General features: G+C 61.0%; 13 protein-coding genes. All 13 read left to right on the forward strand.

Features of this window, described 5'->3' with window-relative positions:
* A partial coding sequence (locus QMG79_RS15075) for a CoA transferase subunit A (RefSeq protein ID WP_283539443.1) occupies positions 1-583 on the forward strand: 583 nt, incomplete at its 5' end.
* Positions 580-1254: a CoA transferase subunit B gene (locus tag QMG79_RS15080; RefSeq protein ID WP_283539444.1), complete on the forward strand. Its 675-nt coding sequence runs from the start codon at positions 580-582 to the stop codon at positions 1252-1254. The genes QMG79_RS15075 and QMG79_RS15080, both read left to right, overlap by 4 nt.
* Positions 1251-1832, forward strand: a complete 582-nt coding sequence (locus QMG79_RS15085) for a MaoC family dehydratase (protein ID WP_283539445.1) — start codon at positions 1251-1253, stop codon at positions 1830-1832. The genes QMG79_RS15080 and QMG79_RS15085 overlap by 4 nt, the downstream gene beginning before the upstream one ends.
* The gene (locus tag QMG79_RS15090) at positions 1829-2665 is read left to right on the forward strand and encodes an HpcH/HpaI aldolase/citrate lyase family protein (protein WP_283539446.1); all 837 of its coding nucleotides are present in this window, start codon (positions 1829-1831) and stop codon (positions 2663-2665) included. Before QMG79_RS15085 ends, QMG79_RS15090 begins: the two co-directional genes overlap by 4 nt.
* A gap of 67 nt (positions 2666-2732) precedes the next feature.
* Positions 2733-3935 carry a 1-deoxy-D-xylulose-5-phosphate reductoisomerase gene (gene dxr, locus QMG79_RS15095; protein WP_283539447.1) on the forward strand — a complete coding sequence of 401 codons (1203 nt, stop codon included), beginning with the start codon at positions 2733-2735 and terminating at the stop codon, positions 3933-3935.
* A complete protein-coding gene (locus tag QMG79_RS15100; protein WP_283539448.1) occupies positions 3932-5260 on the forward strand; it encodes a M50 family metallopeptidase in 1329 nt (442 codons plus the stop codon). The genes dxr and QMG79_RS15100 overlap by 4 nt, the downstream gene beginning before the upstream one ends.
* A gap of 81 nt (positions 5261-5341) precedes the next feature.
* The gene (locus tag QMG79_RS15105) at positions 5342-6070 is read left to right on the forward strand and encodes a MarR family transcriptional regulator (RefSeq protein ID WP_283539449.1); all 729 of its coding nucleotides are present in this window, start codon (positions 5342-5344) and stop codon (positions 6068-6070) included.
* Positions 6070-6558, forward strand: coding sequence for a hypothetical protein (locus tag QMG79_RS15110; protein WP_283539537.1), 489 nt, complete (start codon positions 6070-6072; stop codon positions 6556-6558). Before QMG79_RS15105 ends, QMG79_RS15110 begins: the two co-directional genes overlap by 1 nt.
* A 74-nt stretch (positions 6559-6632) precedes the next feature.
* Positions 6633-6926 carry a YciI family protein gene (locus QMG79_RS15115; RefSeq protein WP_283539450.1) on the forward strand — a complete coding sequence of 98 codons (294 nt, stop codon included), beginning with the start codon at positions 6633-6635 and terminating at the stop codon, positions 6924-6926.
* Between the two features lie 43 nt (positions 6927-6969).
* The gene (gene ispG / locus QMG79_RS15120; RefSeq protein ID WP_283539451.1) at positions 6970-8136 is read left to right on the forward strand and encodes a flavodoxin-dependent (E)-4-hydroxy-3-methylbut-2-enyl-diphosphate synthase; all 1167 of its coding nucleotides are present in this window, start codon (positions 6970-6972) and stop codon (positions 8134-8136) included.
* The gene (locus QMG79_RS15125) at positions 8099-8989 is read left to right on the forward strand and encodes a GNAT family N-acetyltransferase (protein ID WP_283539538.1); all 891 of its coding nucleotides are present in this window, start codon (positions 8099-8101) and stop codon (positions 8987-8989) included. The genes ispG and QMG79_RS15125 overlap by 38 nt, the downstream gene beginning before the upstream one ends.
* A gap of 702 nt (positions 8990-9691) precedes the next feature.
* Positions 9692-11503 (forward strand): proline--tRNA ligase, encoded by a 1812-nt coding sequence (locus tag QMG79_RS15130; protein WP_283539452.1) that lies wholly within the window; start codon positions 9692-9694, stop codon positions 11501-11503.
* Positions 11500-12294 carry a sulfite exporter TauE/SafE family protein gene (locus QMG79_RS15135; RefSeq protein WP_283539453.1) on the forward strand — a complete coding sequence of 265 codons (795 nt, stop codon included), beginning with the start codon at positions 11500-11502 and terminating at the stop codon, positions 12292-12294. The genes QMG79_RS15130 and QMG79_RS15135 overlap by 4 nt, the downstream gene beginning before the upstream one ends.
* Positions 12295-12345 lie beyond the last annotated feature (51 nt).

A 12345-nucleotide genomic window follows, 5' to 3' on the forward strand; every position in this document is an offset into this window, starting at 1 on the left:
TGTCAGTTCCTACGTGGGCGAAAACAAGGAATTTGCACGGCAGTACCTTTCCGGCGAGCTTGAAGTGGTCCTTACCCCGCAGGGGACACTCGCGGAAAAGCTCAGGGCCGGGGGAGCAGGAATCCCGGCTTTTTATACTCCCGCGGGCGTTGGTACCCAGGTGGCCGACGGCGGGCTGCCGCAGAAACATGCCAGCGACGGGACGGTGCAGATCGCCTCTGCGGCCAAGGAAATCCGGTCATTTGCTGGAGTCGACTACGTCCTGGAAGAAGCAATAGCTCCCGACTACGGGCTTGTGCATGCTTGGAAGGGGGACAGACACGGCAACCTGGTCTTCCACGCCACAGCTATGAACTTTAATCCGCTGTGCGCCATGGCCGGCGGCATCACCATCGCAGAAGTTGAGGAACTGGTGGAACCTGGCGATCTTGATCCCAACCACATCCATGTACCAGGGATTTTTGTCCAACGCGTCGTTCTTGTTGACACAGTGGAGAAACGGATCGAGAAACGGACAGTGTCGGCGGTGGGCGCGGATTCTGGTGGGCCTGGGCTGCGCGAAAACATGGGAGGGCGGCCATGAGCCAGGGATGGGACAGGAACCGGTTGGCTGCGAGGGTGGCCCGCGAGCTGGAGAACGGCCAGTACGTGAATCTTGGTATTGGCATGCCAACGTTGATTCCCAATCACATTCCTGCTGGCGTGGAAGTGGTCCTTCACTCCGAGAATGGAATGCTCGGCGTGGGTCCCTACCCGCATGAAGACGAGGTCGATCCGGACGTGATCAACGCCGGTAAGGAAACCGTCACGATCGCCACTGGCGCTGCATTCTTCGACTCAGCACTGTCCTTCGGGATGATCCGTGGCGGGCACGTTGACGTCGCAGTCCTGGGCGCCATGGAGGTTGCTGCCAACGGCGACCTCGCCAACTGGATGATCCCAGGGAAGATGGTCAAGGGTATGGGCGGTGCCATGGACCTGGTTTTTGGCGCCCGGCGGGTGATTGTCATGATGGACCATGTGGACCGCAATGGGCGGCCAAAGATCGTGGCGGACTGTACGCTGCCCCTCACGGGAAAAGCCTGCGTGGACCGGATCATCACAGATCTGGCAGTGATCGACGTCACCCCCGCAGGCCTGGTGCTTCGGGAGTTGGCACCCGGCGTCAGCACAGCGGATGTGGTGGCGGCCACCGGCGTCGAACTTCATGTCGATCTGCTGGCCAACAGGGCGGACGGGGTGAGCGAAGCATGAAAGATGGTAGGCCGGAGGGTGACCAGGGCAGGACGCGAGTGGTGGAGCAGCGCGGGCTTTACTTTGATGAACTCGAAAAGCAGGTCACGTATGCCCACCGCCCGGGTCGGACCATCACCGAAGCGGACAACGTCCTTTTCACCACCATGACAATGAATACCCAGGCCTTGCACCTGGACGCTGCGTGGAGCTCTGGCCAGCCCTTTGGGCAACGCCTGGTCAATTCAATGCTGACCCTCGCCACCATGGTGGGACAGTCTGTCGCCCAGCTCACGCAAGGGACGATCGTGGCCCAGCTGGGCCTTACTGGTGTGTCGTTTCCGCACCCGATGTTCCATGGCGACACGCTCTATACGGAGACAGTTATTACCGACCTGCGACTTTCCGCCAGCCGCCCCGGCCAGGGCGTGGTGACCATGACGCATACCGGCCGCAACCAGGATGGCGTGGTGGTGGCCCTGGCACAGAGAAGTGCCCTGATGTGGACCCGTGAGGCCCATTCCGCCGAACATGGCCACAACGGAGATCACCGGTTGGCTGACTCCTCCGGTCTTGGGAAAGGCAGAATGGAATCATGACCTTCGCCCTGGGCCCTGCGCTCCTTTTCTGTCCTGCCGACCGTCCGGATCGTTTTGCAAAAGCTGCCGAGCGCGCTGATGCAGTGATCCTTGACCTGGAAGACGCTGTGGCTGCAGAAAACAAGCAGCGGGCCAGGGACGCAATCCTGGCGCAACTGGATGGGGCGCCAGCGGTGCCAACCCTTGACCCAGCCCGGACGATCATCCGCATCAACCCGCCCGGCACATCGGATTACGAACAGGACCTGCGTCTCCTCGCCCAGACCCCGTATCGAACTGTGATGCTCGCGAAGGCAGGGCACGCGGATCATGTCCGGTCACTGGCGGATTTTTCGGTGATTGCCCTGTGCGAGACGGCAGCTGGCGTCGTTAATGCCGCAGCCATCGCCGCCGAACCCAACGTGAGTGCACTCATGTGGGGTGCCGAGGATCTGCTTGCGTCGTTGGGCGGTACCTCCAGCAGGAGACCGGATGGTTCCTACCGCGCAGTGGCCAGCCACGCCCGGTCCACTGTTCTCCTGGCGGCTGGCGCCGCGGGGAAAAAGTCCATTGACTCCGTCTACGTGGACATTGCGGATTTGGACGGGCTGGGCGAGGAAGCGCTCGACGCCGTAGCATCCGGTTTTGTGGCCAAGGCCTGTATCCACCCCGGTCAGGTCGCCGCTGTCCGCGCAGCGTTTGCGCCCTCGCAGGAAGAGGTGGCCCATGCCCGCGAGGTGCTGGCCGCTGCGGAATCATCCGGTTCTGGGGTGTTTAGGCATCGCGGGAAAATGATTGACGGACCCATCCTGCGCCATGCGGAAGAGCTGCTCCGCAGGGCAGGCCAGCCCTAGCTGTCCCCAGGCAACCAGGGGCAGTAGGACGGACGCGGCTGCGCCTGGAGTGCGGGATACTTGAGGAATGCAGCAACGGAAAATCGTTCTTCTTGGCTCCACCGGCTCTATCGGCACCCAGGCGCTGGACGTCGTCGACGGCGCCCCGCACCTGTTCGAGGTCGTGGCCCTGAGTGCAGGGGGTGGGAACCTGGGTCTGCTGGCGCAACAGGCTGTGCATACGCGGGCACTTGCCGTGGGCACAGCCGAGGGGGATGCCTCCCTGCTCCGGGAACTCATCCGCGATGCAGCGTCGGCAGCTGGAGTGGCTGGCTATGATCCGCAGCTTTTTGCAGGGCCGGATGCCGCCACCGCGATCGCCAGTATTCCCGCCGACGTTGTCCTCAATGGCATCACTGGCTCCATTGGCCTGGCCCCGACCCTCGCAGCACTCGCATCTGGTTCCGTGCTGGCGCTGGCGAACAAGGAATCCCTGATTGTGGGCGGTTCCCTCGTGAAAGCTGCGGCAGCACCGGGCCAGCTGGTACCCGTGGATTCGGAGCATTCGGCTATTGCCCAGTGCCTGCGCGCGGGATCCCGCAGTGAGGTCCAGAAACTTATTTTGACGGCCTCTGGTGGGCCGTTCCGTGGCCGGACCCTCGCGGAACTTGCACACGTGACGCCCGCACAAGCACTGGCCCATCCGACCTGGGCCATGGGTCCCATGGTCACGACGAACTCGGCCACATTGGTCAATAAGGGCCTTGAAGTCATAGAGGCGCATCTGCTTTTTGATGTTCCACTGGACCAGATCGACGTGGTGGTGCATCCGCAGTCGGTGGTGCACTCCATGGTGCAGTTTGTGGACGGCTCGATTATTGCGCAGGCGTCGCCGCCGGATATGAAGCTGCCTATTGCACTGGGGCTGGGTTGGCCGGACAGGGTGGCGCAGGCTGCGGATCCCTGCGACTGGAGTTCTGCTGTGAGCTGGACCTTCGAACCGCTGGATTCGTCCGCATTCCCGGCCGTGGGGCTCGCCAAGGATGCAGCCAAGCAGGGCAGCACGTTCCCAGCAGTGTTTAACGCTGCCAACGAAGAAGCCGTCCATGCCTTCCATGCCGGGCGGATCGGTTTCACTGCGATTGTGGAGACCATCGAGTCAGTTCTCAGTGAACACCCAGGCTCCTCGGAGCTGAGCATAGAGTCAGTGTTGGATGCTGAACAGTGGGCACGCGCGCGGGCCCAGGAATGTTTGGCCAACAGCGCGCAGAAAGCAGCGCATCGTCCATGAGCCCCGTTGTCCTCTTTATCCTAGGCGTCGTTTTTGTCGCCATTGGTGTTGCTGTTTCCATTGCCCTGCACGAGGTAGGGCACCTGTTGCCCGCAAAGCTCTTCCGGGTCCGGGTCACCAAATACATGGTGGGTTTCGGTCCGACGCTCTGGTCCCGCCGTAAGGGTGAGACAGAATATGGTGTGAAAGCCATTCCCCTGGGCGGCTACGTTGCCATGATCGGCATGTACCCGCCCAATGCTGAAGGCGGGACAGTCCGGGCCTCAAGTACGGGAATGTTCCAGACGCTGGCCAGTGATGCGCGGTCAATGGCCCATGAGGAAGTCCGGCCTGAGGATAAGGACCGGGTCTTCTACCGGCTTGCTGCCTGGAAAAAAATCATCATCATGTTGGGCGGTCCCGCCATGAACTTGTTGATAGGCCTGATTCTGACGGCAGTCCTGCTGATGGGTTTTGGGGTGGCTACCTCAACCACCACGCTGGCGGACGTTTCCAAATGCCAGGTGGCGGCAGGTGAGACAGTGGATCCCAACTCAGCTGATTGCCAGCTCACGCCCGCGGCCGCCGCCGGCCTGCAGCCGGGGGATACCATCGTGTCCTTCGATGGTACGGGTGTCACGCAATGGGATTACCTGAGCCAGCGGATCAGGGAGTCCGCGGGCCGTGAAGTTGGTATCACTGTGGAACGCAACGGTGCTGAGGTGAGCACCAGCGTCACCCCGGTCCTGACTTCGCGTCCGGTCATTGGTCCGGATGGTCGCCAGGCGAGCGACGATACCGGGTCGCTCCTCTACCAGGACGTCGGTTTCCTCGGCATTGGTGCGCAGACCGCACTGGAACCACAGCCGGCGTCGGCCGTGCTGCCTGCGGCTGGCGATAATATCCGCCAGGTAGCTGGCGTGGTGCTGAACCTGCCAGCCCGCGTGGTGGGTGTTGCCCAGGCGGCCTTCAGTGACGAGCCGCGCGATCCCAACGGTCCGATTAGCGTTGTCGGTGTGGGGCGGGTGGCAGGCGAGGTGGCCGCCATGGAGCAGGTGCCCGTTGCGTCGAGGATCTCGGCCCTGGTGGGCCTGCTGGCTGGACTGAACTTCGCGCTGGCTGTGTTCAACCTGATCCCATTGCTTCCCCTTGATGGGGGGCATGTTGCGGGGGCGCTCTACGAGGCCGTTCGGCGCCGGATCGCCAGACTCTTCGGCAGGCCTGATCCTGGTGCCTTCGACATTGCTAAGCTGCTGCCCCTGACATATGCCATGGCGGTCCTCCTGCTGAGCATGAGCGTACTGCTGATCTACGCTGACATTGTCAAGCCGGTTAATCTCTTCTGATGGGGAAACCGTTTATGGCTGATTTTCCAAAGTCAGCCATAAACGATTGATTATTGATCATCTGCCACTTATGGTTGACCCATGTTTGTTCTCACGATTGACCAAAGAGGCAGTACAAACGACATTGACCGTGTCCCCGATCTCCTGCGGGCATGTGCGGCGCTTGGAGCGCCAGGATTCGAACGTTCCGTCGGGGATGAAGTCCAGGGTGTCATCAGCAGGGCGGATCAGGTCGTGGATATCTCGCTGGCCGTTCTCCGGACGGGGAATTGGTACGTGGGAATTGGGGTCGGGTCCGTCGACCTCACCGAAGGGCAAAGCCCCCGAGAAGGCTCTGGCACTGCCTTCCTTGCTGCCCGCAAGGCAGTCGAGTCAGCGAAGACGGCGAGTGGAAACGTTCCACTGTCGGTGGTCGCTGGAACACTGGATCCCACGGTAAAAACGCCGAGCGCTGCGACAGTATCAGGCGCCAACGCGCAGGCGGTCCTCCGCCTGCTTGGGCGGTTGGTCCAGGAACGTACCCAATCACAATGGAAAGTGGTGGACACCCTGCTTGCACTCCAAAAAGAAGCGTTGGCTCCAGAGATACCCTTGCCGTCTGGCTCAGCGACCAGCATGCTGGCGGTCCACGGAACACAAAAGATGGCTGCGGTGGAACTGGGCGTCACGGAACAAAGCATCAGTCGGTCCATCAGCCGGTCCGGATGGCCGGATGAGGCAGCCGGGCGGCCCGCAGCGGCACAGCTGTTGAACATCACGGACCAGCAGGTCCTCGGCGGCGCAGCTGCACACCTGGAGGGGAATTCATGATTCAAACCCTGTGGATTTTCCTGGCCCTGGTTGTGTCTGGTGGCGTCGGATGGCCGGTCACCAGCATGGTTCTGCACATTGCCCGAAGCATCGATGACAAGGACGACGCCGGCCAGGTCGCGGGTGAGGACATCACCGATCCAGCGGCGGACGTTACGGTGGACCTGCCGCCACGGGCTGACGGCCGTGTCATCCCGGGGCACGTGGACAGTGAGCCTGCTTCTCCTTCAGGAGTGCGCATAACCACCACAAGAATCCTTCGCGGAGGTGCCATCATTGGCATCCTTGAGCGATTGGGCGTCTGCCTGGCCATCCTGACCGGCCAGCCGGTGGCTATTGCCTACATTGTGGCCATCAAGGGTCTTGGCCGGTTCGCCGAGCTGAAGGAAACACCCGCGGCCGCGGAACGTTTCATCATAGGAACCCTGGCTTCCATGCTCTGGGCTGCAGGTACGGCAGCACTCATCAGAGTGCTCTTCCTCACGTGAAAATAGCTCTCCGCCGTGGGCGTAGCGGAGCGCACGGGACCGCTATGGGATGGTACGGGGGTTAGGGTATTCGTATGATTGTTTTTGCTGTTGAGTACGTCTACGTAGCCGATTCCACTGCCGCCAGAGACGAACACCGTCTCCGGCACCGTGAATGGACGGCGAACCTCGTCGCGGAGGGCGCCCTGCTCGCCAGCGGTCCCTACGGAGATGGAACGGGTGCGCTGCTGATCTTCCGCGCGACGGATGAAACCGCCCTCAATGAACTCCTCAAACAGGACCCCTTCGCTATCGAGGGCGTCATTGCAGGCATTCGGAGTACTGAATGGACGCCTATCTCCGGTGCCCTTGCGGCGCATGCATCCTGAATTTCAGGAACTCAACCTTCTCATTTCTACCAAGGAGTCCTAAGTGACCTCGATCAGCCTGGGAATGCCGTCAGCCCCACCCCCCGTCTTGGCTCCGCGCCGCAAAACCCGGCAGATCAAGGTGGGCTCCGTGGGTGTCGGCTCGGATTCGCCCATCAGCATCCAGTCGATGACAACAACGCCCACCACGGACATCAACGCAACTCTGCAGCAGATCGCCGAACTGACCGCGACAGGCTGCGATATTGTGCGGGTGGCATGTCCCACATCCGATGACGCAGACGTTCTCCCCATCATTGCCCGCAAGTCACAGATTCCTGTGATCGCAGATATCCACTTCCAGCCCAAGTATGTTTTCGCGGCCATTGAAGCCGGTTGTGCTGCGGTCCGCGTGAACCCGGGCAACATCCGGAAATTCGATGACCAGATCAAGGAAATCGCTGCAGCAGCGCGCGATCATGGCACCTCCATACGGATCGGCGTCAATGCTGGCTCGCTGGAACCCTCCATCCTGAAAAAGTACGGAAAGGCGACGCCTGAAGCGCTGGTGGAGTCGGCAGTCTGGGAAGCTTCGCTGTTCGAAGAGCATGGTTTCCATGACTTCAAGATCTCCGTCAAGCACAATGACCCGGTGATCATGGTGGCGGCCTACGAGATGCTCGCCGAAAAGGGCGACTGGCCCTTGCACCTTGGCGTCACCGAGGCTGGCCCCGCATTCCAGGGCACAATCAAATCTGCAACGGCCTTCGGCGCTCTTCTTTCCCGTGGCATCGGTGACACCATCCGCGTGTCCCTCTCGGCTCCTCCCATTGAGGAGGTCAAGGTGGGCAACCAGATTCTGCAGTCGCTGAACCTGCGCCCACGCAAACTGGAAATCGTTTCCTGTCCTTCCTGTGGCCGTGCCCAGGTTGACGTGTACACGCTCGCAGAGCAGGTCACGGCAGGCCTTGAAGGTATGGAAGTGCCGCTTCGCGTGGCAGTCATGGGCTGCGTTGTTAATGGTCCGGGTGAGGCTCGTGAGGCGGACCTCGGAGTAGCTTCCGGAAATGGCAAGGGCCAGATTTTTGTGCGCGGTGAAGTCATCAAGACCGTGCCCGAGGATCAGATCGTTGAGACACTGATCGAAGAAGCAATGCGCATAGCCGAGGAGATGGGGGAGGCCGATGGCGAAGATGCTGTCAAGGGTGGCCCCGTGGTTAGCGTCTCATAAGGAAGGGACGGCTACGTCGGGCATCTCGGTCCGGGTCCTTGGCGGGGCGGACACCAAAGCACTGACGGAACTGGCTCACCAGGATCCAGTGACAAACGTGTTTATCCTGGCTCATCTGGAAGCTACCGGATCGGCTGCCGTGACGTCTGCGGGCGCTGGGGTGTTTGGTATTTTTGACAATGCCACCCTCATTGCTGCCTGCTGGTGCGGTGCCAATCTTGTGCCGGTCCAGCTGCCGCCCGAGCTCACGGGAATGGTAGCCGGAGCCATCCACGCTTCCGGGCGCCGTTATGCATCGGCCTTTGGGCCGGCAGATACTGTCCTGGCGCTGTATGGCCACCTTGAGCGACTGGGCCACCAGGCACACGAAGTCCGGGAGGACCAGCCACTGATGACGATCAGTGGCCCGCCGCTGATCGAGGCCAATGCGTTGCTTGCCACGGGCAGGATGGCGGATTTCAACCAGATATTGCCGGCCTGCGTTGCGATGTTCGAGGAAGAAGTTGGCTACTCGCCGTATCTTGGGGGGCGGGAATTCTACAACCGCAGGGTCGAGGGGCTCATCCGTGAGGGCCACTCATTGGCCTATGTCACGGAAGCGGGCGACGTCATCTTCAAAGCTGAATTGGGTGCCGTGACGCAGTGTGTCACGCAGGTCCAGGGTGTCTGGATGAACCCGGAGCATCGCGGACTCGGGCTCAGCGCCGGCTACATGGCGGGCGTTGTCCGCCATGCCCAAGCATTTGCACCCATCACCAGCCTGTACGTCAATTCGTACAACACCAGGGCCAAAGCCAGCTATGAGCGAGTAGGTTTCACAACGGTGAACACGTTCGCCACAGTGCTTTTTTAGCTGCACAGTTCGGCACGGGATGGGGACGTGATCAGCATTGCATCGGGATGTGAAGCGTCCTGGTCGTCTCGACGGCTGGCAGCTGCACCGCGAAGGCGCAGCCCAGTGGTCTGGGGGGACCCTCCGGAGCAAAGTTAGGCGCTGGGCTTTGATTCCAGTCCTGGAAACTGGGCGAAAACCTGGGCCATAACTGTGGAATGGCATGAGGATTTTTCTTCACCTCTAGCCAGCATGAAATCAAGCGCATATATTGCAATAAGCTGCGCCGTTGGGGCGGCGCATGCACGGAAAGGAAAGATCCCCTGGCCGTCGGCAATGACCTTGTCAGAGCATCGTGAAAGAAATTCGACGAGAAGTCAGCGATTCAGAGTTTTGCTTCCAGAGCGTTCGCGCATGCGGGCGATGTGGAAGCTGAAACGTGGGCATCGTTACTGTCCTCAGCTGGGGAGCGCTGAGGTCTTGGCCTCGACTGGATCCGGGTGAACCTCGAAGAACGGATGCTCTTCATCATTGAGCCGGCTGGGAGCCGTGCCTGCCACACCATGACCAGCCTTCAGGGGCCAGGGGCTCGGTGCGGGGGGCGCGGCTTCTTCCAACTCCTGGCCCGTCACGGAAGTTGGTCACCCAGCCGGTAGATTGGTATGAGCAGAATTACCGGCGCCGCTTTCCGGCGGCCTTTTTACCAGGAACGGATTCCTACCCGTGGTCACAAGAATGTCCAAGCTTTTCCTGCGCACTCTGCGCGAAGACCCCGTCGATGCAGAGGTGGCCAGTCACCGGTTGCTGGTCCGCGCCGGGTATATCCGCCGTGCGGCGCCAGGAATTTACACCTGGTTGCCGCTGGGCCTCAAGGTCCTGCGCAAAGTCGAGGGGATCATTCGGGAAGAAATGGATGCCATGGGCGCCCAGGAAGTTCATTTTCCCGCATTGCTGCCACGCGAACCCTACGAGGCAACCAACCGGTGGACCGAATACGGCGAGGGGCTTTTCCGGCTGCAGGACCGCAAAGGCGCGGACTATCTGCTTGCCCCCACGCACGAGGAAATGTTTACCCTGCTGGTCAAGGATCTTTTTTCGTCCTACAAGGACCTGCCCCTGAGCCTTTACCAGATCCAGAACAAGTACCGCGATGAGGCACGTCCCCGGGCTGGATTGCTCCGCGGCCGGGAATTCATCATGAAGGACTCCTACTCGTTCGACGTCGACGATGCCGGCCTGGAAGCCAGCTACGCCGCGCACCGGGCCGCCTACCTCAAGATCTTTGCGCGATTGGGTCTTGAAGTGGTCCCTGTCTCGGCGACAGCCGGGGCAATGGGCGGTTCCCGCAGCGAGGAGTTCCTGCACCCTACTGACATTGGTGAGGACACCTTTGTCCGTTCAGCGGGCGGCTATGCCGCCAACGTGGAAGCGGTCACCACTGTGGTTCCTGCAGACATCGACTTCACTGACGCACCGCCAGCGCGTGTGCTGGACACCCCCGACACTCCCACGATCGATACGCTGGTTGCCGCAGCGAATGCCGTTGCAGCCCGTGGAGAGGCCGACGGCGGGCCCTGGACTGCGTCTGACACGCTCAAGAATGTTGTTCTTGTTGTCACCCTGCCCACCCTTGAGCGGCAGGTGGTTGTCATCGGCGTCCCAGGCGACAGGGCTATCGACCTGAAGCGTGTCGAGGCCACCATCGGTGAATTTTTGCCCATCGGCGGTGAACTCCGGATTGAGGCTGCAGGCGAATCCGACCTGGCCAAGCACCCGCTTCTGGTTAAAGGCTATATTGGTCCGGGCCTCACGACCGAGCACGCTGTTTTGGGCCTTGAGGGGTCCACGAAGCTGATGTACCTGGTAGATCCCCGCGTCGTGGCTGGCAGTAGCTGGATCACCGGCGCAAACACGGCCGGAAAGCACGTTTTCGGCTTGGTAGCTGGCCGTGACTTTGGCTGGGACGGCGTCATCGAGAGCACCGAGGTACGAGCAGGCGACCCCGCCCCTGACGGGTCAGGGCCGCTGGAAACTGCACGGGGTATCGAGATGGGGCACATTTTTGCCCTTGGCCGCAAATACGCTGCTGCCCTTGACCTGAAAGTCTTGGACCAGAACGGCAAGCAGGTTGTTGTGACAATGGGTTCGTACGGCGTTGGGGTAACGCGTGCTGTGGCTGCCTTGGCTGAGTCGAACCACGATGACAAGGGCCTTATCTGGCCGCGGACAGTGGCGCCAGCAGATGTCCATGTCGTGGCAGTAGGGCGCGGCGAGGAGATCTTCGAGACGGCGGAGAGGATTGCCGCTGAACTGGAAGCTGCTGGTCTGGATGTCATCCTTGATGACCGGCCCAAGGTTTCTCCAGGCGTCAAGTTTGGAGATGCGGAGCTCCTTGGTGTCCCGACCATTGTTGCTGTTGGTCGCGGACTGGTGGACGGTGTTGTCGAGATCAAGGATCGCCGCAGCGGTGTCGCAGAGAATGTCGCCGTTGATGCTGCTGTCACTTATGTGGTGACGGCGAGCCGCTCACAGTGATCTCCGGGCTCGAGCTCGTCGAGCCCGGAACGCTGGTCCTTATTGTCGTCGCGGGATTTGCTGCGGGCTGGATTGACGCGGTGGTGGGTGGCGGAGGGCTGTTGCAGCTGCCTGCCTTGCTCTTGGTGCCCGGGATTACGCCCCTGCAGGCTCTTGCGACGAATAAGATGGGATCTATTTTCGGGACGACCACCAGTGCCGTCACGTTTTACCGTCGGGTCAAACCGGACCTCACGACCGCGCTGCCCATGGCGATCATTGCCCTGGCGGGAAGCTTTGGGGGCGCAATCCTGGCAGCACAGTTGCCCTCCAGTGTCTTTAAACCGATCATCGTGGTTGCACTCGTCGCCGTGGCAATCTTCACTGCCGTTAAGCCGAATATCGGGGGTCTTACAGCCCTGCGCCATGAAGGCCGTCGTCACTATGTCGTGGCGTGTCTGATTGGTGGAATTATCGGGTTTTACGATGGGCTGATCGGGCCGGGGACGGGATCATTTCTTATCATCGCCCTCGTGTCGGCGATGGGTTATGCGTTCCTGGAGGCCAGTGCAAAGGCGAAGATTGTCAACATGGCAACCAACGTTGGTGCCCTGCTGTTCTTCCTCCCGAACGGTTCCCTGTTGTGGGGACTGGGACTTATCCTCGGCGGTGCCAACATGGCCGGCGGCTATCTCGGCGCAAGGACAGCGGTAAAACAGGGCAGTGGATTCATTCGGGTGGTGTTCCTCATTGTGGTGGGAGCGCTGATCATCAAACTCGGGTATGACGTCTGGTCAGAGAACTTCAGGTAGCACTGGCGCGCGGGTCGCCGGAGCCCGACCCATCCACCCGCAGCGTCAGCA

The sequence above is a fragment of the Pseudarthrobacter sp. PS3-L1 genome (assembly GCF_030063285.1).
Classification (GTDB): Bacteria; Actinomycetota; Actinomycetes; order Actinomycetales; family Micrococcaceae; genus Arthrobacter.

Bases quoted from the DNA above. Each gene is read 5' to 3' on its own strand.
- QMG79_RS15080 (WP_283539444.1), top strand. From the start codon at position 580: ATGAGCCAGGGATGGGACAGGAACCGGTTGGCTGCGAGGGTGGCCCGC.
- QMG79_RS15085 (WP_283539445.1), top strand. From the start codon at position 1,251: ATGAAAGATGGTAGGCCGGAGGGTGACCAGGGCAGGACGCGAGTGGTG.
- QMG79_RS15090 (WP_283539446.1), top strand. From the start codon at position 1,829: ATGACCTTCGCCCTGGGCCCTGCGCTCCTTTTCTGTCCTGCCGACCGT.
- dxr (WP_283539447.1), top strand. From the start codon at position 2,733: ATGCAGCAACGGAAAATCGTTCTTCTTGGCTCCACCGGCTCTATCGGC.
- QMG79_RS15100 (WP_283539448.1), top strand. From the start codon at position 3,932: ATGAGCCCCGTTGTCCTCTTTATCCTAGGCGTCGTTTTTGTCGCCATT.
- QMG79_RS15105 (WP_283539449.1), top strand. From the start codon at position 5,342: ATGTTTGTTCTCACGATTGACCAAAGAGGCAGTACAAACGACATTGAC.
- QMG79_RS15115 (WP_283539450.1), top strand. From the start codon at position 6,633: ATGATTGTTTTTGCTGTTGAGTACGTCTACGTAGCCGATTCCACTGCC.
- QMG79_RS15125 (WP_283539538.1), top strand. From the start codon at position 8,099: ATGCTGTCAAGGGTGGCCCCGTGGTTAGCGTCTCATAAGGAAGGGACG.